General features: G+C 59.7%; 18 protein-coding genes and 1 tRNA gene. 10 read left to right on the plus strand and 9 right to left on the minus strand.

The genetic code is table 11. The features are described 5' to 3' along the window. Window positions 1–29: 29 nt before the first annotated feature. The 4 genes from B5G12_RS08805 (at window position 30) to B5G12_RS08820 (ending at window position 3,799) form a co-directional block, all read left to right on the plus strand. Complete coding sequence (locus B5G12_RS08805; RefSeq protein WP_070112441.1) at window positions 30–1,652, plus strand: recombinase family protein; 1,623 nt, start codon at window positions 30–32, stop codon at window positions 1,650–1,652. A 58-nt stretch (window positions 1,653–1,710) separates the two neighbouring features. Then, on the plus strand, window positions 1,711–2,172 hold the full coding sequence (locus B5G12_RS08810; RefSeq protein ID WP_087324649.1) for a hypothetical protein: 462 nt from the start codon (window positions 1,711–1,713) through the stop codon (window positions 2,170–2,172). A gap of 182 nt (window positions 2,173–2,354) precedes the next feature. Next, window positions 2,355–2,873: a TetR/AcrR family transcriptional regulator gene (locus tag B5G12_RS08815; RefSeq protein ID WP_087324650.1), complete on the plus strand. Its 519-nt coding sequence runs from the start codon at window positions 2,355–2,357 to the stop codon at window positions 2,871–2,873. Continuing rightward, window positions 2,870–3,799 carry an alpha/beta hydrolase family protein gene (locus B5G12_RS08820; protein WP_087324651.1) on the plus strand — a complete coding sequence of 310 codons (930 nt, stop codon included), beginning with the start codon at window positions 2,870–2,872 and terminating at the stop codon, window positions 3,797–3,799. Before B5G12_RS08815 ends, B5G12_RS08820 begins: the two co-directional genes overlap by 4 nt. 179 nt (window positions 3,800–3,978) lie before the next feature. Here B5G12_RS08820 and uxaC read toward each other — a convergent pair whose 3' ends face one another. Continuing rightward, window positions 3,979–5,412: a glucuronate isomerase gene (gene uxaC / locus B5G12_RS08825; protein WP_087229052.1), complete on the minus strand. Its 1,434-nt coding sequence runs from the start codon at window positions 5,410–5,412 to the stop codon at window positions 3,979–3,981. Between the two features lie 319 nt (window positions 5,413–5,731). Between uxaC and B5G12_RS08830 the strand changes: the two genes are divergently transcribed. The 3 genes from B5G12_RS08830 to B5G12_RS08840 all read left to right on the plus strand — a co-directional run bounded on the left by B5G12_RS08830 (window position 5,732) and on the right by B5G12_RS08840 (window position 9,821). Next, window positions 5,732–7,246 (plus strand): tagaturonate reductase, encoded by a 1,515-nt coding sequence (locus tag B5G12_RS08830; protein ID WP_087229049.1) that lies wholly within the window; start codon window positions 5,732–5,734, stop codon window positions 7,244–7,246. Between the two features lie 85 nt (window positions 7,247–7,331). Continuing rightward, a complete protein-coding gene (locus tag B5G12_RS08835) occupies window positions 7,332–8,822 on the plus strand; it encodes a UxaA family hydrolase (protein WP_087229046.1) in 1,491 nt (496 codons plus the stop codon). 117 nt (window positions 8,823–8,939) lie between these two features. Then, entirely contained in the window at window positions 8,940–9,821 is an 882-nt protein-coding gene (locus B5G12_RS08840) for an aldose epimerase family protein (protein ID WP_087324652.1), read from the plus strand. A 56-nt stretch (window positions 9,822–9,877) separates the two neighbouring features. Here B5G12_RS08840 and B5G12_RS08845 read toward each other — a convergent pair whose 3' ends face one another. Next, window positions 9,878–11,266 (minus strand): alanine/glycine:cation symporter family protein, encoded by a 1,389-nt coding sequence (locus B5G12_RS08845; protein WP_087324653.1) that lies wholly within the window; start codon window positions 11,264–11,266, stop codon window positions 9,878–9,880. 82 nt (window positions 11,267–11,348) lie between these two features. Beyond that, window positions 11,349–12,029 carry an ECF transporter S component gene (locus tag B5G12_RS08850; protein ID WP_242955986.1) on the minus strand — a complete coding sequence of 227 codons (681 nt, stop codon included), beginning with the start codon at window positions 12,027–12,029 and terminating at the stop codon, window positions 11,349–11,351. 145 nt (window positions 12,030–12,174) lie between these two features. Here B5G12_RS08850 and pdxR point away from each other — a divergent pair, with 145 nt between their 5' ends. The 3 genes from pdxR to B5G12_RS08870 all read left to right on the plus strand — a co-directional run bounded on the left by pdxR (window position 12,175) and on the right by B5G12_RS08870 (window position 14,955). Further along, window positions 12,175–13,602 carry a MocR-like pyridoxine biosynthesis transcription factor PdxR gene (gene pdxR / locus B5G12_RS08855; RefSeq protein ID WP_087324654.1) on the plus strand — a complete coding sequence of 476 codons (1,428 nt, stop codon included), beginning with the start codon at window positions 12,175–12,177 and terminating at the stop codon, window positions 13,600–13,602. A gap of 905 nt (window positions 13,603–14,507) precedes the next feature. Then, the gene (locus B5G12_RS08865; protein WP_087229034.1) at window positions 14,508–14,753 is read left to right on the plus strand and encodes a hypothetical protein; all 246 of its coding nucleotides are present in this window, start codon (window positions 14,508–14,510) and stop codon (window positions 14,751–14,753) included. 115 nt (window positions 14,754–14,868) lie between these two features. After that, window positions 14,869–14,955: transfer RNA gene (locus B5G12_RS08870), tRNA-Leu, on the plus strand. 71 nt (window positions 14,956–15,026) lie between these two features. Here B5G12_RS08870 and B5G12_RS14955 read toward each other — a convergent pair. The 6 genes from B5G12_RS14955 to B5G12_RS08900 form a co-directional block, all read right to left on the minus strand. Then, window positions 15,027–15,374, minus strand: coding sequence for a hypothetical protein (locus B5G12_RS14955; RefSeq protein WP_242955987.1), 348 nt, complete (start codon window positions 15,372–15,374; stop codon window positions 15,027–15,029). Between the two features lie 308 nt (window positions 15,375–15,682). Then, on the minus strand, window positions 15,683–17,023 hold the full coding sequence (locus B5G12_RS08880; RefSeq protein ID WP_087324656.1) for a DNA primase family protein: 1,341 nt from the start codon (window positions 17,021–17,023) through the stop codon (window positions 15,683–15,685). Continuing rightward, the gene (locus B5G12_RS08885) at window positions 17,007–18,581 is read right to left on the minus strand and encodes a relaxase/mobilization nuclease domain-containing protein (protein ID WP_087324657.1); all 1,575 of its coding nucleotides are present in this window, start codon (window positions 18,579–18,581) and stop codon (window positions 17,007–17,009) included. Before B5G12_RS08885 ends, B5G12_RS08880 begins: the two co-directional genes overlap by 17 nt. Beyond that, complete coding sequence (locus B5G12_RS08890) at window positions 18,544–19,032, minus strand: plasmid mobilization protein (RefSeq protein WP_144064125.1); 489 nt, start codon at window positions 19,030–19,032, stop codon at window positions 18,544–18,546. The genes B5G12_RS08885 and B5G12_RS08890 overlap by 38 nt, the downstream gene beginning before the upstream one ends. A gap of 712 nt (window positions 19,033–19,744) precedes the next feature. Then, entirely contained in the window at window positions 19,745–20,638 is an 894-nt protein-coding gene (locus B5G12_RS08895; RefSeq protein WP_343215556.1) for a sugar ABC transporter permease, read from the minus strand. Further along, window positions 20,635–22,089 carry a carbohydrate ABC transporter permease gene (locus B5G12_RS08900; protein WP_343215555.1) on the minus strand — a complete coding sequence of 485 codons (1,455 nt, stop codon included), beginning with the start codon at window positions 22,087–22,089 and terminating at the stop codon, window positions 20,635–20,637. Before B5G12_RS08900 ends, B5G12_RS08895 begins: the two co-directional genes overlap by 4 nt. Window positions 22,090–22,150: the final 61 nt, after the last annotated feature.

Below are 22,150 nucleotides of genomic sequence, written 5' to 3' on the forward strand. Positions count from 1 at the left end.
TTGTTTCTTTAGAAGGAGGATTTTTAACGGTGAAACAACCTTACAATACTACGATTTACAACACGGCGCTTTATATGAGATTGAGCCGGGACGATGAAAACTATGGTGACAGCGTAAGCATTGAAACACAGCGGACAATCCTGCAACAGTACGCAAAGGAACAGGGGCTTCATGTAGTCGGTGAGTATGTGGACGATGGCTGGTCGGGGACGAACTTTGAACGCCCGGATTTTCAGCGCATGATGGACGATATGGAAGCCGGAAAAGTAAACTGCATTGTCACGAAAGACCTTTCCCGTTTCGGGCGGGAACATGTGATGATGGACTACTATCTGGAATTTCTGTTCCCGGAAAAACGGGTGCGCTACATCGCCGTTGCGGAGAATGAGGACACAGAAAAAGGGCTTTCCGATTTTGTCCCGTTCAAAAACCTGTTCAATGAGTGGTTTGCGAAAGATACGAGCCGCAAGGTAAAGGCCGCTTTCAAAGCGAAGTTTGCCACAGGACAGCGTATCGGCGCCTATGCTCCCATCGGGTACAGGAAACACCCGGAAATCAAAAACAAGCTGATAATCGACGAGGAAACCCGCTGGATAGTGGAGAAGATTTTTGACCTTGCCATTCATGGCAGAGGGGCGGCCAGTATCACAAGAATACTGATTGCGGAAAAGGTTCCCACGCCGGGATTTATCAACTTCCAGCGTGACGGGACTTTCGCAAACATCTATGCGGGTGCACCGGAGGAAAAAAGCTACGCATGGACGATAGCGCAGGTCAAGAGCATTATGAAAGATGAAACCTATATCGGCCATACCATCCACTACCGGGAAACAAATATTTCCTTTAAGAACAAGCGGAGGGTACGCAAGCCCCAAAGTGAATGGGTGCGGGTGGAGAACACGCAGGAGCCGATTATCAGCGAGCAGGTTTTCCGGCAGGTACAGGAGCAGATAGCAAACCGCCGCAGGAAGTGCAAGGATGGTACAACGCAGATTTTTTCCGGATTGGTAAAATGTGCGGATTGCGGCTGGTCGCTGTCCTATGGGGAGAACAGGCAGAACAGCAAGCCTTACGGCCATTATCATTGTAGCAAGTACGGGCAGGGCACACGCCAATGCTCCATGCACTATATCCGTTATGATGTGCTTTATGCCTATGTCCTCTCCCGTCTGCAATACTGGTCGGGACTGGTACAACATGATGAAGAACGGCTCTTGAAGCGGCTGTTAAATGCCACTGATAAGGGACAGGCCGCCGCAAGAAAGAAGCAGGCCGCAGAACTGAAAAAGGCAGAGAAGCGAAAAGCCGAAGTCGATACTTTGTTTGCCCGGATGTATGAGGACTGGGCGGCGGGGCGTATCACGGAATACAACTTCTCTATGCTGTCCGGGAAGTACCAAAGCGAACAGGCTGAACTGGACGAAAAGATTGAGCGGCTTCAATCCGCTATCACCACTGAAAGCCAGAACGCCGCAGACGCAGAAAAATGGATTGCCTTGATGAAAGAGTGCGTCAATCCAACGGAACTGACCGCCGAACTTTTGAATACGCTGATTGAAAAAATCGTTGTCCATGAAGCGGTCAAAGGTGAGGACGGAAGCAGGGAACAGGAGGTAGAAATCTTCTACCGCTTTATCGGCAAGATTGATTGAATGACACCAATATCTTTAACTATGTGATACCGGCAAGGGCCTGCCGGAAGTCTCCTTGATGCTGCCCCTGTGCCAGGCGCTGCACATCACCGTCAATGACCTGTTGTCGGGGGAGAAGGTGCAGCCCGCAGATTACCAAAAGAAAGCGGAGGAAAATATGATGGATCTCATGAAGGAAAATCAGGAAAACAAAAAGTATATGGTCCTGACGGTCATCTGTGGAACGATCACCGTGATCGCAGTGGTCTCGCTGGTGACCCTGGCGTCGTACATCCAGATGCCCGCGGCGGTCCGGGTGGCTCTGGTGGTACTGGCGGTGGCGACAGCAGTAGCCGGGATAGGCGCCGCCGCCGTGCTGGATGTCCGGGCGGGCTACTACGAGTGCCCTGACTGCGGGGCGCTGTTCGTCCCCAGCCTGCGGGATTATGTGAAGGGCTATCACACCCTTACCAGGCGCAGGCTGCAATGCCCCGTCTGCGGTAAGACCGGTATGTGCCGCCGCCGCGTTGTGCGGAAGTAAGGGAAGCTTTGCGGCGGCGATGGGCTGAAACGGAAAAACGGGAAAGGGACGGGCCCCTTTCCCGTTTTTTGATTCGGCTGGAGCAATTGCATCGGCTTTGTACCAGTGGAGCCTTCGGATATTGCGCTTGGGTGCGTGCTTTGATACACTTGTCCTGGAGCCGCAGGATAGGAGGCAAAGGAATGAAAAGGACCCACCCGACCAATGCGTTTGTCTGCGAATGCATCACGCAGTCTCTGTTCCGTCTGATGAAAAGAAAACCATATCATAAGATCACTGTGACCGACCTGGTGCGTGAAGCCGGCGTCAGCCGCAACTCCTTTTACCGGAATTATCAAAGCATCGAGGAGATCATCCGCCAGTTTCTGGAGGAAAGAACTTCCCGGTGGTGGGATGGATTGATCGCCTGCCCGGACCGCTACCCGCACGTGATCTCGGAAATGTTCCAGCATTTTCTGGACATGAGGGAGGAGATCGAACTGCTCTATCGCACAGGCCTTTCCCATCTGCTTATGGAGCATATCGTCCGGTGCGGAAAGCAGAGCCGGACCGGCGAATGGAAAAATACCTATCAAACCGCCTTTCTGTCCGGTGCGCTGTGCGGGCTGGTAAATGAATGGGTGCTGCAGGGGATGAAAGACAGCCCGGAGAAGATGGAGCAAATCTTTTTGAAACAGGAAACGGAGAACGACGACCCATGAACAAAACACTGAAAACGATCGGTATCATTGCTTTGATCCTGACGGCCGGCGGCCTTGCGGTGCCCAAGCTGCTGGAGAGCCGTCTCGCTGCGCCTGCCGACTATACGCAGAAAACCGAGACCGGCGGACCTGTTGAGGCAAAATATATGGGAAAAGGCGGCCATGAAGTGTCGGTCTATCAGGAGCCCGCGCTGCAGGGATTTTCCAGGTACACCATCTGCTATCCGTCCGACCTGGAGACAACGGATGGAACATACCCTGTGATCGTCCTCTGCAATGGCAGCGGGACGCCGGTTTCGAAGTATCTTTCGGTGCCGGAACATTTTGCTTCGTGGGGCTTTATCGTGATAGGGACGGAAGAAGCGTATGACTGGAATGGCTTTGGTGCGGAGATGTGCATCCGGCATTTGCAGAAACTCAACGACAACGAAAGGATCGGAGAGAACGAAAACAGATTCTATCAGAAGGTGGATTTTGAAAAGGTGGGCATTGTTGGCCACTCGCAGGGCGGCGTCGGCGTGTTCAATGCCATCACGGAGCAAAGGCACGGAGATCTATACAAGGCTGCTGTAAGCCTGTCTCCCACCAACAAAAAACTGGCGCATGATCTGGAATGGGACTATGACGCCGCGCAGATCGATACGCCTGTCCTGCTGCTTTCCGGCGCAGGCGGCGGCGATGACTGGGTGGTGACGGGAGAGCAGCTGGAAGAAATCTACAACGATGTGAGCGGCAGCAAAGTCATGCTGCGAAGAAAGGATACCCCGCATGGCGAAATGCTGTATGCTGCGAATGGCTATGTGACAGCCTGGTTTATGTACTGGCTGCAGGCCGATCGGGAAGCGGGAAAAGCCTTTTGGGGAGATGCGCCCGAAATCGCGGCGAATCCGCTGTACCAGGATCCGAAAATCAGGCTGGCGGAATAAGGCCCGCCTTTGCCGGGCGCGCATCGGAAGGGAGACAAAAGGCGGGGAGGCTGCAAAGGGCCCCCCGCTTTTTTATTTATCCTTTGTCAAAGTTGGCTGCAAAAGGGGAAAGAGGGCTATATAAAAGCCCTCCCGCCGGTACGGGCGGAAGGGCTTATAAGTACCTTGAGGCGCGGGGTTTACAGGCCGAAGTACCGCTTGGCGTTGTCGAAGCAGATGCCCTTGACGATCTTCTCCAGGGCCTTCTCGTCAGCGGGATATTCGCCGTCCTCGACCCACTGGCCGATCAGGTTGCACATGATGCGGCGGAAGTAGTCATGGCGGGTGTAGCTGAGGAAGCTGCGGCTGTCGGTCAGCATACCGATGAAGTTGCCCAGCAGGCCCAGGTTGGCCAGGGACTTCATCTGGTTCTCCATGCCCACCTTCTGGTCGCAGAACCACCATGCAGAGCCGGCCTGGATCTTGCCGGGGATCTCATCGTTCTGGAAGCAGCCGCAGATGGTGCCGATCTGCTCGTTGTCGATGGGATTCAGGCTGTAGATGATGGTCTTGGGGCACTCGTCGGTGTCGTTCAGGGCGCTGAGCAGGGCTGCGATGTTGCCGCCGCAGGTGTTCTGGTTGATCATGTCAAAGCCGGTGTCGGGGCCCAGCAGAGCGTTCATCTTGCGGTTGACGCCGCGCAGGCAGGAATAATGCAGCTGCATGGCCACGCCGTGCTTGTGGTACAGGCGGCCCAGATGGATCAGGATGGCGGTCTGGTACTTTTCGGCCTCCTCGGTGGTGACGGCTTCGCCGGCCATGGCTTTCTTGTAAATGGCGTCCACTTCCTCCAGGGTGGCCTCACGGTAGGGCACATAGTCCAGGCCGTGGTCGGAAGCGCGGCAGCCCATCTTGACAAAGAACTCCAGCCGCTCGGTCAGGGCGTCCATGACGCAGTGGATGCAGGCCAGTTTTTCCTTGCCCACGCTCTTGGCCAGCTGGCCCATGTACTCCGCAAAGCCGGGCTTGTTGATGTTGATGGCTTTATCGGGACGGAAGGAAGGAGCCACCGTGAACTTGATGGTGGGGTCGTTCTTGATCTTCTCGTGCCACTCCAGGCTGTCGATGGGGTCGTCGGTGGTGCCGATGAACGCCACGTTGGACTGCTCGATCAGGCCGCGGACGGTCAGCTTGGGATCGTTCTGCAGCTTGTCGTTGCACAGGTTCCAGACTTCTTCGGCGGTGTCCCCGTTCAGCACGCCGTCATAGCCAAAGAAGGTGTGCAGTTCGAGGTTGGTCCAGTGGTACATGGGGTTGCCGATGGCCATGGGCAGGGCCTCGGCAAACTTCTGGAAGCGCTCGCGGTCGGGCTTGTCCCCGGTGATGTATTCTTCGGGCACACCGTTGGAGCGCATCACGCGCCATTTGTAGTGGTCGCCAAAATAGCTGCCGTCGGGATTGCGGCCGCCCAGCCATACCTGGGTGATGTTTTCGAACTTGCGGTTCTCGTAGATCTCACGGGGCGGGATATGGCAGTGATAGTCGCAGATGGGCATCCCGGCCGCGTAATCGTGGTACAGGTGCTGGGCCGTGGGCGACTGAAGCATGAAGTCTTTATCCATAAATGCTTTCATGGTTGGATACTCCTTTTCTCCGCTTGTTTGCAGCGCGTGTTTCGGGTGTGCCTCTGTCCGCAGAGCATATGGACAGAATCTCACTTATGTATAGTATACCTTAAAAAGGGGATTGTATACAACTGAAAAATTGCCGAAATTTCCTAGAATTGATTGTGTAAACCGCCGGAATTTGTGAATAGGGCCTGTTTTCAACGGAAAATCTGCAAGAAAGGGCTTGACTTATTTGTATACAAGAGCTTAAAATGAAACAAGGAACCCCGGCGGCAAACCGGCCTGCCGGCGCTGGCTAGAGTACGTTGTAAAAGGAGATCTTGAGATGGAAACGTTGAATTATAAGGTGCTGGAGCAGTCCGGCTACAAGGGGTATGTGCTGAAGGACGCCCCCGTCAAGGTGATGCAGTTTGGCGAAGGCAACTTCCTGCGGGCGTTTGTGGACTACTTCTTTGATATCGCCAACGAGAAGGCGGGCTGGAACGGCAAGGTCAGCCTGGTGCAGCCCATCGGCAATTTCCCCCAGATGGCAGACTGGATCAACGCCCAGGAGGGCCTGTACACCTTGTATCTGCGGGGCAGCGACAAGGGCCAGAAGGTGGATGACAAGCGGGTGATCTCCTGCGTGGCCAACTGCGTGTGCCCTTACAGCGAAGGCAAGTGGGACGAGGTGCTGGCCCTGGCGGCCAGCCCCGCATTGGAGATCATTGCCTCCAACACCACCGAGGCGGGCATCGCCTATACAAAAGGGGACAGCGCGTTTGACCAGGTGCCCCCCAACAGCTTCCCGGCCAAGCTGACCCGGGTGCTGTACGAGCGCTACAAGGCGTTTGACGGCGCGGCGGACAAGGGCCTGGTGATCCTGTCCTGCGAGCTGATCGACAACAACGGCAAGGAACTGCAGAAGTGCTGCAACAGCTATGCCGCCGACTGGGGCCTGGAGCAGGGCTTTATCGACTGGATGAACACCGCCAACACCTTCTGCTCCACTCTGGTGGACCGCATCGTGCCCGGCCGCATCCGCGATCCCCAGGAGCTGGCCGCCCTGGAGGAGGCCAACGGCTACCACGACCAGGTGCTGGACGTGGGCGAAGTGTTCGGCGTGTGGGTCATCGAAGGCCCGGCCTGGCTGGAGGACAAGCTGCCGTTCAAGAAGGCCGGCGTCAACGTGATGGTGGTGCCCGACGTCACCCCCTACAAGAAGCGCAAGGTGCGCATCCTGAACGGCGCCCATACCGGCTTTGTGCTGGGCGCATACCTGGCGGGCTATGACATCGTGCGGGACTGCATGCACAACGATACCATCCGCGAGTTCATGAACAAGATGCTGTATGAGGAAGTCATCCCCACGCTGCCGCTGGACAAGAACGACCTGAAGGAGTTTGCCGCCGCCGTGCAGGACCGCTTCAACAACCCCTTCATCAACCACGAGCTGATGAGCATTTCCCTGAACTCCACCTCCAAGTGGAAGGCCCGCAATATGCCCTCCTTCCTGGAGTATATCAAGGAGACCGGCGCGCTGCCCAAGTGCCTGACCATGAGCCTGGCGGCCTATATCGCTTTCTACTCCAATGACATCCAGGAGCGCGCTGCCGACGGCCTGATCTGCAAGCGCCCCAAGGGCAACACCTACAAGATCCAGGACGACGCATGGGCGCTGGACTTCTACTATGCCCACAAGGATGACACCGCCGCCCAGCTGGTCAAGGCTGTGCTGAGCAACACCCAGATGTGGGACCAGGATCTCAGCGCCATCCCCGGCGTGGAGCAGGCTGTGCTGGCCGACCTGGAGCTGATCCGCACCCAGGGCGCCGAAGCCGCCTACAAGAGCTGCCTGTAAGGCGCTGACTGCATCAACAGAACCGTTGCCGGCGGGGGCCGTTCCCGTGCGCCCCGCCGGCCTTTTCTTTGCAAAGGAGAACACTATGGCGCAGGCTATTCACATCAGCCCCATCGACAACGTGGTGGTGGCGCTGCACCCCATCGCCAAGGGGGAACTGGTCCAGACCGACGGACTGTCGGTGACGGCGCTGGAGGACATCCCCCAGGGCCATAAGATGGCGGTGCGGCCCATCCGGGCAGGGGAGAACGTGGTCAAGTACGGCTTTGCCATCGGACACGCCACCGAGGACGCCCAGCCCGGCCGCTGGATGCACACCCACAACGTCAAGACCAACCTTTCGGGAGAGGTGGAGTACAGCTACGATCCCGCCCCCGATCTGGCCCCCCTGCCCAGGGTGGAGCCCGAGACCTTCATGGGCTTCCGCCGCAAGGACGGCCGCGCAGCCATCCGCAACGAGATCTGGATCATCCCGGTGGTGGGCTGTGTCAACGAGAACGCCAAAAAGATGGTGCAGGACAACCAGGACCTGGTGACCGGCAGCATCGAAGGCCTGTACACCTTCCCCCATCCTTTTGGGTGCAGCCAGACCGGCCATGACCATGCCCAGACCCGCAAGCTGCTGGCCGCGCTGGTGCGCCACCCCAACGCCGCCGGCGTGCTGGTGCTGCACCTGGGCTGCGAGAACATCCAGCCCGACCAGTTCAAGGAGGAGCTGGGCCCCTACGACCCCGACCGGGTCAAGTTCCTGGTCTGCCAGGACGTGGAGGACGAGTTCGCCGCCGCCCGCAAGCTGCTGGAGGAGCTGGCCGATTACGCCCGTCAGTTTGAGCGTCAGCCCATCCCGGTGTCCGAGCTGGTGGTGGGCATGAAGTGCGGCGGCTCGGACGGGCTGTCCGGTATCACCGCCAACCCCACCATCGGCCGCTTTTCGGATATGCTGGGCCAGCGGGGCGGCTCCACCGTCCTGACCGAGGTGCCCGAAATGTTCGGCGCCGAGGGCTTCTTGATGAACCGCTGCATCGACCGCAAGGTGTTCGAGAAGGCCGAGCATATGCTGAACGGCTTCAAGCACTACTTCATCAGCCACAACGAGGTGGTGTATGACAACCCCTCCCCGGGCAACAAGCAGGGCGGTATCACCACCCTGGAGGACAAGAGCTGCGGCTGCGTGCAGAAGGGCGGCACCGCCCCCATCATGGACGTGATCGACTACGGCGACCCGGTGGTGACCAAGGGCCTGAATATGCTCTACGGACCCGGCAACGACCTGGTGTCCGCCACCGCCATGACGGCGGCAGGGGCCCATATGATCCTGTTCTCCACCGGACGGGGGACCCCCTTCTCGGCGCCGGCCCCCACGTTGAAGATCTCCACCAACACCCCCCTGGCGGAAAAGAAGCCCGGCTGGATCGACTTCAACGCAGGCGTCATCGCCGACGGCAAAAAGACCATCGACCAGACCGCCCAGGACCTGCTGCAGCTGGTGATCGACACCGCCAGCGGCAAACAGACCAAGGCAGAGATCAACGGCTTCCGGGATATCTCCATCTTCAAGGACGGCGTGGTGCTGTAAAAGCGGAAAAAAGAGAAGGGCCGTGCCAAAAGGCATGGCCCTTTTTTGAAAAATCTGGTACAATAGAGGCAAAACCGGACGGGCCGGCCCCGCCCCATCTTACAGGAGGTATACGCTATGAATCAGATCACCACCCGTTATGTCACCGAAGGCGATGCCTGCTATGAGCAGTACGTCATCACCGACCCCGCCGCAGGCACCGAGCTGGTCATCACCCCCGAGCGCGGAGGGATGATCACCGGCTTTGCCCTGAACGGGGAGGAGTACATCTGGGTGCGCCGCCCCAACTTCAGCGAGTGCAACCGCCCCCGCTTTGGTGTGCCCATCCTGTTCCCCAGCTGCTCCAACCCCGACGGGGGCGTCCACATCTTTGAGGGCAAGGCCTATCCCATGGAGACCCATGGCCTGGCCGATCTGTGCGCCTGGCAGGTGGACAGCGTGGGACCCGACGGGGTCACCCTGATGCTGCAGTCCTCGCCTTTGACCAAGTTCCTGTATCCCTTCGACTTTACCCTGCTGGTGACCTACAACCTGCAGGGCAGGACCGCCACCATCGACCTGACCGTCATCAACGACGGGGATAAGCCCATGCCCTTCAGCTTTGGCTATCATCCCTATTTCATGGCCAGCAAACTGGAGAATGTGGCGTTTGACATCCACTGCGCCACCTGCTCGGAAAACGCCAAGGGCGAACAGCCCGCCGCACCCGAGACCATCACCCTCACCCGCAAAGAGGGCGCCGCCGACAGCATCCGGCTGCTGACGGGGGTGCAGTTCCCCATGTCCTTCACCGACAAGGGCAACGGCCACAAGGTGACGGTGGATGCCGACGAGAGCTTCACCAACGGCGTGCTGTGGCAGCAGGATGCCGAGAGCTTTGTCTGCATGGAACCCTGGAACGGCTGGGCCAACAGCGTCAACGAGGAGGGCCGGCACGAGGTGCTGGAGCCCGACGAGGCCCTGGGCAGCACCTGGAGCATCACCATCGACAAAGTCTAAATCCATAACATCCCGCCTCCTTTTCGGGACCGTCCGAAAGAGAGGCGGTTTTTGCGTCATGGGGCGGTGCGCTTTTCTTCCAGATAGAGCCGGGTGCGCCTGGCCACCTCCCCCGAGAGGGCGAACAGCCCCGCCAGGTTGGGCAGCATCATCAGGCCGTTCACCGCGTCGGCCAGGGCCAGAGCCAGAGTGAAGTCGGCGCAGGCTCCGGCGGCGGTCAGGGCCAGGAACACCAGCTTGTAAATCCAGAGGCTGTCCGGCCCCAGCAGATAGGTCCAGCAGGCCGCACCGTACTGGCTCCACCCCAAAATGGAGGACCAGGCGAACAGGGCCACGGTGACGCCCAAAAACACCGGGCCCAGCGGTCCGAAGGCGGAAGCGAAAGCCGCCCCGGCCAGCTGTTCCACCGGCGCGGAGAACGCCACCCGCCCGGTGTCCAGGTCCACCAGACCGGCCGTCAGGATGGCCAGGGCGGTGAGGGTGCACACCACAAAGGTGGATACGAACACCTGGAACATCCCCCACATCCCCTGCTGCACCGGCTCGGGGGTGGAGGCCGAGCCGCTGGCGATGGCTGAGGAGCCAAGTCCCGCCTCGCTGGAAAAACACCCCCGTGCAAAGCCCCAGCGCACCGCCGTCCAGACGCCGTAACCCATAAGGCCGCCCCCGGCGGCCCGCAGCCCGAAAGCGCCCCGGACGATGGCTTCCAGCGCCGCCGGCAGCCGCGCGGCGTGCAGTCCCACCACCAGCAGGGCCCCCGCCAGATAGAAGGCCGCCATCAGCGGGACCAGACGCCCGGCGGCGGCCGCCACCCCTTTCAGGCCGCGCCACAGCAGCACCCCGGTGGCCAGGGCCACCACGGCCCCTGTCAGCGGGGGCGGCGTGCCAAAGGCCCCCTGCAGGGCTGCGGCCATGGCGTTGACCTGGCTCAGATTCCCCATGCCCAGGGAGGCCAGCACGCACAGGCCCGCGAACAGCCCGGCCAGAGCCCGGCCCAGAGCCTTGCAGCCAGGCCTTGCGCCCAGCCCTTCCGACAAATAATACATGGGCCCGCCCTGCCACATGCCGCCCTGCCGGCGGCGGTAGGCCAGTCCCAGTAGGTTTTCGGCGTAGGCGGTCATCATCCCGAACAGGGCCATCACCCACATCCAGAACACCGCCCCCGGCCCGCCGCTGGCAATGGCCGCTCCCACGCCCAGCACGCTGCCGGCCCCGATGGTGGCCCCCAGGGCGGTGCACAGACTTTGCAGGGGAGAAATGCTGTCCCCGCCCTGACGGTCCAGCTCGGGACTGCCCGCCAGCAGGGCGCCCAGGGTCTGGCCCAGCCACAGCCGGGCCTGCCGCAGCTGGAACCAGCCGGTGCGCACCGTCAGCCACAGGCCGGCGGCCCCCAGCAGGCCCACCCCCAGCGGGCCCCACAGCACCCGGTTCAGTTCTTCCAGCATAGGCCACACCTCCCCGCACAACAGAAAAAGGAGCGGCGCCTGGCGGCGCAGCTCCTGGATGTATATGCGGAAAACGGCTGTGTTATGCCCTGTGAACCTGCTTCAGGCTGCGGTCCTGGGGTTTGGGCAGCAGCCCGGCCCGGTCCAGAGCGGGCCGGACGGCCAGGTACAGCAGCACCGCACAGAGGGTGGATACCAGGCTGTTCACCAGGGTGACGCCTCCCGCCACCGAGGCCAGCACCTGGGCTGCCGAGTAATCCTGCCCGAAGATGTACACGTTGCGGAAATAGCCCAGCAGGGGGTCGGTGAACACATTGACCAGCAGACCCGACCCGGCCGACACCGTCACCCGGGCCAGATAGGGCAGGCTGCGCCCCGGCGCGGCGGCATCGATGCGGCAAAGACGGTGGGCAGTGAAGCCGCACACCACCCCGATGATGAACTTGAGCACAAAGGTGGTGACCGCATAGCCCGGGTCGCCGGCCAGTACGTCGGCCAGGGCCAGGCCGATGGCCCCCGACAGCCCGCCGGACACACCGTCCAGCAGCAGAGCCGCCAGGGCGGTGAAGGTGTTGCCCAGATGGAAGGAGGACCCCCCATAAAAGGGCACGCGGAAAAACAGGTAGGCGACAAAGCTCAGCGCAGCCATGACGCCGGTCAGGGCCAGCTCATGGGGGGTAAAGGTGCGCTTGTACAGCACGCTGACAAACAAGATGCCGATGACCACGACGGCCAGCAGCAGCCACATGGCGGTGGATGACATGGCGATCCCTCCAAACAACAGATTCCCGTGGGGGCTTGACTTTTGGGTCCCCGGCGGGTATGCTCCTATTATAGCCAAAACTGGCTCCATGAAAATACCCAGAATACAACTTTTTTATGGTATCAGTTGAGAGGAGGCGCCTGTTATGCTCCATTTGACTGCAGCTCTGGACCCGGCTTCCCGGGTGCCTTTGTACCAGCAGCTCTACCGCAGCCTGGCAGGGGAGATCCGCTCAGGGGCTCTGCCCGCGGGGACCCGGATGCCGGGCAAGCGCAGCCTGGCCGAGGCGCTGGGCGTGTCGGTGAACACGGTGGACGGGGCCTATCAGATGCTGGCCGCCGAAGGGTATCTGGCCAGCAGGGCCCGCAGTGGCTTTTATGTGCAGGAATATCCCGCCCTGCCGGGCCGTCCCGAGCTGCCGGCAGCCCCGGCGCCTGCGGCTGCGCCCGCCGGCCCGCCGGTGCAGTACGACCTGTCCACCGGCGGAGTGGATACCGGGCTGTTCCCGTTCCGCACCTGGGCGCGGCTCCAGAAGGAATTGCTTTATACCAGCCCACAGCTGCTGGCCCGGGGCGACCCCCGAGGGGATATCCAGCTGCGGCAGGCCCTGGCGGGCTATCTGGAGGAGTACCGCGGGGTGCGCTGTACCTTCGGCCAGATCGTGGTGGGGGCGGGCATCGAATACCTGCTCAGCCTGCTGGCCCCTCTGCTGCCGGGACCTGCGGCGGTGGAGGACCCGGGCTACCCCCGGGCCAGGCAGGTGCTGGAAAACAGCGGCCGGCCCTGCCGGCTGATCCCGGTGGACGAAGGGGGACTGTCGGTGGCGGACCTGGCCGCCTCGGATGCGGCGGTGTGCTATGTCACCCCCAGCCACCAGTTCCCCACCGGTGTGACCATGCCCGCCCCCCGCAGGGCCGAACTGTTGGGCTGGGCGGCCGCCGCCCCCGGCCGGTATATCATCGAGGACGACTATGATTCCGAGTTCCGTTTCGATACCCGGCCTCTGCCCAGCCTGCAGGGGATGGCCGGGGGAGACGGTCCGGTGATCTATCTGTCCACGGTGGCCCGCAGCCTGGCCCCTGGCATCCGCATCGCCTATATGGTGCTGCCGCGCAGCCTGCTGCCCGCCTGGCAGGAGAGGTACAGCCTCTATTCTGCCACGGTGGGCCGGTTCGAGCAGCAGACCCTGGCCCGCTTCATCCAGGAAGGGTATTTTACCCGCCATCTGGCCCGCAGCCGTATGACCTACAAGGCCCGGCGCAATGCCCTTGCCGGCGCACTGACGGAGGCTTTCGGCCCAAAGGCCCGGTTGTCCGGGCTGCATACCGGCCTGCATCTGCTGCTCCATTTGGCAGGGCCGGTGCCCTCAGACCAGGAGCTGGTCCGGGCGGCCCGGCAGGCAGGCATCCGCCTGGCCGCCCTGAGCGGTTACTCGATGGCGTCCCCGGCCCGCTGCCCTTCGGGCACGCTGGTGCTGGGGTACGGTGCGCTGGAGGACTCCCTCTGCCCCGAGCTGGCTTCCACATTGAAGAAAGCCATCAGCGCGGCCTGCGCCTCCTCGTCCAGGGCGTAAAAGCCGGTGCCCGGGCGGTACTGTCCCGGCAGGACCCCGCTTTCCACGACGGCCCCGCCGTTGGCCAAAAGTTCCAGGGTGTCCTCCAAAGTCAGCAGATCCCCGGCCGTCAGATCGGTGAGCAGGGAGCCGCTGGCGTCCCGCAGGGCCTGGGGCAGAGCGGCGGGCAGGGCATCGAGATTCTGCCGGAAAAAGGCGTCCCATACAGCAGCCCTGGCGGCGGCCACCGTGCCGGGAGGCAAAGCGCCCTCCAGCCCGGCCAGGAAAGCGTGGGCAGAGGAGACGGTCCAGTCGCTCACCCCGCTCTGGCCGGTCTGTTCCAGCTGGCTGGGGGTGAGCGCCCCCGAAAAGCCCACCCGCAAGCTGCCATAGCCGCCGCACAGCTCCGCCAGGGTCTCGGGAGTGGCCGCCAGATAATGGGCGTCCTCGGGCAGACTGAGCACCTGCCCCAGACCCTGCAGACAGCGTGCGGGGCCTGCGGCCTGGTAGCACTGGGCCAGGGTGGCTTCCCCATCGCTGAAAGGCACTGCCAGCTGGCTGGGCAGGGCCAGCAGGTGGATGCAGTTTTGGTCGGCGTTCAGGTACAGCAGTACAAAAGCCGGGTCCTCTCCGGCTACACAGGCCAGCAGGGTCAGGTGGTTTTCTTCCCGGGGCAGGCGCACCGGCACCCCGCTCTGGCTCTCGGATGCCCGCACCCGCTGCAGCGCCTGGCGCTGGGCCAGCACCAGCGTGCCCGCCACCAGGGGCAGCAGGACCAGCAGGGTCACCCACAGGGCGGTCCAGAAACTTTTCCAGCCTTTGGTCTCCATAGGGACAGCCTCCTTTGACAGATGGTGCATAAAGTATAGGCCCTGGGGCCAGACTGTATACAGTCCGCAGCACATCCAACCAAGGAGGACGGTCAGATGAAACGAGCACAAAAGGATACAAAGCACGCCCCGGTCCCCGAGCCGCAGGCCAAGGACCTGCAAATGCCCGAGGCGGAGCAGTTCTGGCTGGAGCTGGGCCCGCCCAGCGCTTACAGCGGCACCCCGGCCTATGACACCGCTGTGCGGGAGGGCGACGCCAGCCCCGATGCAGAACGCCTGGGCTGGACCGGCGCCGAACCGGGCAAGGGGAGCCTGGACGACCTGCCCCCCGAAGACCGCTGACCCCGCGTCCCCAAGGAGAGCAAAAAGAATCTGAAAAAAGTGCTTGACAATCCGCGCCAGTGTGGTATAATAACACACGTCCCAGCCAGACAGCGGGACACAAAACCAAAGATGAGCGGATATGGCGGAATTGGCAGACGCGTTAGATTCAGGTTCTAATCGGGGCAACTCGGTGGAGGTTCAAGTCCTCTTATCCGCACCACAAGCACAAAATCCGAACCTTTTTCCAATAGGAGAAGGGTTCGGATTTTTCATTTTCTTCGGTGAGCTGAATCAGGGGGCTGTCCCCTGTCCGAAACTGTACCAGAAGGCCGGGCGGGGCAGGCAGTGACGGCTTGAACCGGAGGACAAAAGAAAGGCGCACCCCGAAAGGTGCGCCTTGTCTGAAAAAAGTCGTTTGCGGTCCGTATGTAAAGCAGGGCGTTCCCCAGCGGGAACGTCCTGTTTTTCTTTGGCTGTGAGTCCGGCATGCTTTGCCTGCCAGGCGGCGAAGGCCCGCTGGCCTTCCTCGCTGTTGAAACATTCCAGAATGGCAGGGTAGAAGCACCGGGCCAGACGCTCGATGACCTCATCAGGATAGATCGAAGTATTGACGACTTTTTTCTTTTTGTTCAAGTCCACCTCCTGTTCCGGTCCACTGCCTGGCTCATGGGGGTAATCAGCCTGCAAAGCCCCAAGTGTGGAATGAGGGAGGCCGGCCCTGCTTTGCTCCAGAGCCGGCCTCTAAATTTTTTCTGTGCGGAATACAGAAATACGCGCCCCAGCCGCCCTCCCGCCCCAAACGCGCCCTCTCGGGCGGGTTCATGGGCAGGCGGGGCGGTTTTTGAAAAAAACGAAGCGAAAGAAATAAAACGACAATACGATTTATTTTTTGCTGATGTGGGCGAGAGGGCGCGTGGGGCGGGAAATTTTCACTTCCCGCCCCAATTTTATTCGAGGGCGCAATCAGGGCGGACATACACGCCCCGATAGCCCCGGTAGCCGCCCTCGATGTGCTTGGAAAAGCGGATACCATACCGGTCCGCGTTCTTGAAAAGATACTGACTGAACTTCTTTTGTGTCGTCGGCTTTTCCAGGTTGTCGGCGCACCACTTGTTGTAGGCACGGAACAGGTAGGTAGACCTGGCCGACTTCTCCGGGTCAAAGCGGACATACGAACTAGCCTGCATGAACTGGTCGAGGTGGCAGCCGTCCTCCATAGCGGCGGCAAGGCTCTGTTTGGCACGTTCGCTGAGGGTGAAGCGGTACTGATTCGCCAGCAGCCGTTTCAGCCCCTCCAGCGCCCAGAGCAGGATGCCGGACAGTTCCTCTAACAGCTTGTCGATCAGGTAAGGGTCATCGGCCCGGCCTTCCGGCTTGTCCTTGACCGAGATCAAAATCTGCCGCCGCCAGAAACCATCGCTGGTGTCGTGGGCTGCAACCAGATTGCCGTTGCCGAAGCAGAGCAGCCGGGCATAGAGCAAGCCCTGGGTGGCCTGTTTGCCCTTGCGTTCCACGCAGATGCGGTCCTCGGCCGTGACGATGGACTTGATGTTCCGTGTCTCGGGGAGGGCGGTCATGTTCAGGTCGTCATCGATCATCACCAGCTTGTGTTCCAGATTGGCGCTGGCGAAGCGGTTGGTTTCCAGCCGAAGGACGGCCTCCATGTGGGCGGCAGGCCCGAGCAGTTTCTTCAAAAGCAGCCCAATTCGGGACTTGCCCTCGCCGCCCTTGCCGGTCAAGATCAGCATCTTCTGCGCCTTGGTAGAAGGGATGAGAAGGTAGCCGATATATTCCTGCAAAGTCAAAATATCCTCGGAAATCAGCAGCTCGTCCAGAAATTTCAGCCATTGCACGGGAGGTGTGGCATCCGCCTGGTATTCGACCGGGAGCCGGTTCAGGCAGAGTTCCTTGTCCGAAACAAAACCACGCTCGCCCAAATAATAGGTGCCGTTTTTGAGGTGGATACGGTCGAGCTGCGGCTTCCACTCCTCGCGGTATGCCTCGATCTTGAGGGCCTCCACCAAACGCTTGACCTTTTTGGCAACATCATTGCGGGCGTGATAGCGTATCTCCTGGTGAATCTCGTAGATGAGCTTATCCTCGTCCACTTCGCCGTCCAGGTCAAATAAGGTCTGTTTCAGGCACATCAGGGGATGCTTTGCGAGGAAGTACTCGCAGAAGGCGGCCTCCAAAATTTTGCCTTTGTCATCCACCCAGGATGGACCTTCGTCTTCCTCCTCATCCTGCTCATAGATTTCATCGCGGACATCCTCATTTGTCCAGCTCATGCAACCCTCCTCTCGTCATCTCGCGGCGGCCCTCTGCGCGGTGCAGGGCCTCCAGATTTTGCTGTGCGGTGGAAAGGTCCAGCCAGGCTTTGCGCGTTTCGCGGTACTTTTGGTAGAACTGGGCCTTTTCAGAAATCAATTCTTCACGCTCGGCTTTCAGCTGTTTCAGGCTGGGCAGTTTTTGGATGTTGTGGGCCTTGAAATAGGCGGCTGCTGCCTGGTAAGCTGTCAATTCGGCGCGGTGCAGTTCCCGAAACGCTTCCGACTTCTTCGCCGTTTTGACCTGCTGGGCAAACTTCCGGTTTTGGAGATAGGCCGAAACGTGGCGGCTCCGTTCCCGGTTTTCGCCGATGCGATTTTCCAAGTCTTTGACCACCGCAAGCGATTCGGAAGATTCCGTCTTGAACCGGCTGATTTGATTCGCCAATTCCGCTTCGGTGTGCACTCCATATTCGGACAAAAGCGCCACCGACTTTGACAGTTGCTTGAGGTTGAACACCTTGGCCCAGCGCTCGTAACCTGCGCCCTTGCCCGAGGCCAGCTTGGCCTGAATGTCAATCAGGCGGCTGACCTTATCGGGAGTCGGGTCAGTGCGGTGGAGAGCGGCGGTTTTCTGGTGCTCGGCATTTTCGGCGAGGATGGCAAGCACCCGTTCTTTGGAAAAATCGTCGCCCAGCTTGCGGGAGGTGATAGGTTTTATCCGATCAGCGGTGCGGTAACTAAACCGGCCGCGGCTCTCAGTGAGAGCAATGCCATGCTCCTGCAAGAGCTGAGCGGAGAAGTCCTCCAAACTGGTCGCCTTTCGCAGAACGGAACGGATGTTTTTGCGCAGGACGGCTTTCTCGGTCTCGTATTTGGTTTGCCGGATGGGCAGGCCGGAAGCAGCGTCCTTGGCGTTGGCGTAGTCGAGGCGGCGTTGGCCGCGACGCTGCGCCCAATACTCCCGTTCGGTGATGCGGTCGCCGGAACCTTTCAGCAGGTCGATTTGATAGAGACCAGCGCTTTGGCAAAGCTCCATGACTTCGGCACGGAGATGCCGCAGCATGGCCGACGTACAGCGGTGTTTGCAGCCCTCCTGCCAGTCGCAGGGTTTTTCCATATGGGGCCGGCGTTCGACTTCACGAATTCGTAGGCTGCTAATGACAATGTGAACGTGGATATTTCCAGCTCCATTGTGGCCGTCCGGGTGGGCGCAGACAATGGCCGGATGACCAGGAAAGTTTTCCTTGCAGAATTGCAGGCCCAGGGTTTGCGCCTTTTCCAGGGTCAGGCCGTTGTCGGTCGCATCCCGCGGGTCAAAGCTGATGATATAATGGTGGGTCTTTACATCACCAGCTTGTGCGTTCTTGCCATACTTCCGGTTCGCCAACAGGCAGGCCATGGCGAAGGTGTTCTCTCCACATTCCAACGTATCCAGCAGATAATTTTCGCGGAGTTTGGGCTGGCCGTGCTCGTCCCAACTGGGCAGGCCGGTGTACTCGTTGTGCTGGAAGGTGAGGTAGCGTTCCGCCGCCGAGAGGTCAGAGTTCTTCGAGCTTGTATGCTTGATGGTTGCCATACAGTTCTCCGATCGCTTTCTCGGCGTCCAGCCGAAAGGAAGTGAGGGCAGACAGCTCCGTCAAAAACTGAGCTCGAAGCTGCTCTGTATCCCGGCCGCCGGTGTTGAAGTGCCGGGCCAGTTGGTTCAGATTACTGCCAATTTTGCCGCATTGTCCCAGCAGGGCAGAGAGAATGTTCAGGGCATCCTCTCCACCGCCAGCAACAAGAACAGTGTGTTGGACAGGCTTCCCCAGCAGAGATTGACGAATGAGGGTTGACATGCTAATGTTGAGCCGTTTGCAGCAGAGTTCGAGGGTGAGTTTTTTTTTTTCGGTCACGCGAAATTTGATGATGTGAGTGCGGTTGTTCGGATTGTCGTTGTGAGTAATCGGAATAGTATTTACGATGTTCTTGGTGAGTATCAGCCTCCAATCCTTTGGGCGGCGCTGTGAAAAAGCCGCGCGGAGCATAGAGCGAACAAGTGCAAACGGTTCAAAACAAAAGCAGGGTTTGGGGAAGGCACTCCCCAACAAGTACGACCGGTCAGTGAGACGCAATTTCAATTTTTGAAATTGTGGCCACAGGTCGATACTTGCTTATCGCTTTTTCCGTCTAAAATGAAAATACAGATTTCAAACTGGATTTCAATTTTTAAAACGGGGAGTGCGGGTGCCAATAGAAAAGTGTCCTCTTACTTGTGGTCACCGCTTGCACCGAATCTGCGTTCCTGCCCCTGTGTTGCAGCGGCGTTATCCGGCTCGCCCGCGTTTTGCGCGGGGTCATGGCACGGTATCCAGATCCAGGCGGCTCATGCAGTTTTCAAAGTGCGGGTATGAAGAATTGCAGGCCGGTCGCCCGGCTGCAAATTCTCTCGAAATATAAGAAAGCCGCCCCGCAGGGGACCAAAGGATTTTGTCGTAGGTGAACGGCGGCAAAATGGTTCGGTGTGGCTGCGGGACGGCTGTTTAGCGTACTAAAGCAGCTGGTGTGGGATAGAGGATACCATGAACAAAGCGGGGCGTCAAGTGAGAACTTGAAATTCTGGGCGAGATAACAATGATTGACGTTACTTTTTGTCGGGGAAGTACAAAAACTTATCCCCAAAATGTAAGCCCTGGGCAGCCTTGTTGCAGGCGGCCCGGGGCTTTGGCGTGTGGGGAGATGAAGAAGAAAGAAGAAGGTTTAACCTTTGTCTGCGCCGGAGGTGATTCCTGCAACGTAGAACTTCTGCATGATGATGAACAGCACCGAGATGGGGATGGAGACCAGCACGCTGCCTGCACAGAACAAGGCAAAGTAATCGTTGACCAGCGTGCGCGAGAGCATGTTGTACAGGCCAATCGAGACGGTCCAGTCGGCGCTGATGCCCGAGTTCAGGATCATCTTGGCCATCACGAAGTCGGTCCAGGGGGTCATGAAGGAGTTGATGACGGTGTAGACCAGGATGGGCTTGGACATGGGCAGGACGACATGGAAGAAGGTCTGCGCTTCCGATGCGCCGTCCAGCTTGGCGGCCTCCCGCAGGGAGACCGGTACAGTGTCAAAGAAGCCCTTGCAGATTAGGTACCCAAGGCCGGACGAGCCGGCATAGACCATGATCAGGCCGGCGTAGGAGTTGGTCAGGTTGAGGTAGCGCAGGACGAAATAAACTGCGATCATGGCCAGCACGCCGGGGAACAGGTTGACCGTCACCGACAGGTTTTGCAGCAGGCGGCGGCTCTTGAACTTGCAGCAGCTCATGGCGTAGGCTACCATCACCACAAAGGCGGTGGAGATCACGCAGTTGAAACAGGCCACCACAAAGGTGTTCATGAACCACCGGGGGAACTGCGCCACCGAGTCAGAGTGGAACAGGATGTCGATGTAGTTCTGGAAGGTGTAGTGATCGGGGAAGAAGGTGCGGAAATTGATGCCCGCGTAGGTGGACAGGCTGGTGACCAGCAGCCAGAGGATAGGCACCAGCCACACCACCGAAAGGCCGATCAGCACCAGATGGCGGACCGCGCCGTCCACGCCGCGCCGGATGCGTCCCATCCGCAGCTGCTTTTGGGTATCCATTGTACTTGCCTGCGTCATGAGAAAGCCGCCTCCTTCTTATTGATGAACCGGAAGCACACCACCGTGAACACCGCGCAGACAATGAACACCATGATGCCGATGACCGCAGCCATCTTGTAGTTGTACTGCTCCTGCGTCAGACGGAACAGCCAGGTGACCAGCAGATCGACCTCTTTGGCGCTGGACGAGGCCATCGCCTGGTCGGTGGTGACGTAGACGTCCTGGGTCAGCAGGTAGATGACGTTGAAGTTGTTGACGTTCTTGACAAAGTCGGTGACGAGGGCCGGCCCCTGCACGCTGAGCAGGTAGGGCATCTTGATGTGGATGAACTGCTGCCAGGGGCTTGCGCCGTCGATGCGGGCAGCCTCCAGCATATCGCTGGGGATGTTCATCAAAACGCCGGTGGCGATCAGCATCTGGTACGGCACGCCCACCCAGATATTGATGAGGATGATCATCACTTTGGCCCAGGAAGCCTCGGTCAGGAAGGGGATGTGGTCCATGCCGGGGCTGAGGATGCCGATGGTGTGCAAAAAGTCGGTCACCCCGATGTTGGACATCATGGTGTTGAAGATGCCGTTGTCGCTGAAGAAGTTGCGCACCAGCAGCAGCGTGACGAACTGCGGCACCGCGATGGTGACCATGAACAGCGTCCGCCACAGCTTGGGGAACTTGGTCTTTTTGTCATTGATGAGCATCGCCAGAAAGACGCCGCCGAAAAAGGTGGTGAAGGTGGCGAAGAAGGCCCATACCAGAGTCCAGACCAGGATCTTGCCGAAAGCGTAGCCGAAGGTCAGCGAAAGAGACTGCCCGCCTCCGAACAGGGTGAAGAAATTGGTCAGTCCCACCCAGGTGAACAGGGCGTTGGGCGGCATATGCTGCTGGTCGTAATTGGTGAAGGCCACTGCGATCAGGATGAACAGAGGCACGATGGTGAACACCACCACGCCCAGCACCGGCAGGGTCAGCAGGGTGACATAGAACTTTTCGTTCAGGAACATATGGATGTCCTGTACGAAGTTATTGGTCTTTTTGCCTGCGGCGCGGATCTGCTGCAGGTGGAAATTGGACATCACCACCCCCATCGCCGCAGCCAGCATGGCCGCGATGACCACCATGGCGATGACGCTGAGCAGCAGGATGGCGAAGGAGTTGTCGTAATCGTTGACCTCGTTTTTGAGGGTGATGGGGTTAAAGACCATCTCCATCTGGACGGTGCCCAGGGTGCCGAACTTGGCCAGGTTGGGCACGCCCGCCACTGCCAGGTAATAAAGCCCCAATCCCTGCACCAGGGTGACCAGCAGCGCTTTGATGAGCTGGCCGTGGCCGATGTAGCCCAGGCCCCAGATCACAAAGGACAGCTTGGTGAAGATGTCGCCGTGCGCAAAGGCATGGCCGAACCGCTGGAGGAAGTTTGGCTCCTTGCCGCCTGCACGCAGCGGCGGCTGAATGAGCACGGTTTGTGCCACAAAGATCGCTCCTCTCTGCAAGGTTTCGTCTCCCCGCGCCCCCAGGCCGGACGCTGCCGGG

The sequence above is a fragment of the Faecalibacterium sp. An58 genome, assembly GCF_002161515.1.
In the GTDB taxonomy this organism is placed as follows: Bacteria; Bacillota; Clostridia; order Oscillospirales; family Ruminococcaceae; genus Faecalibacterium; species Faecalibacterium avium.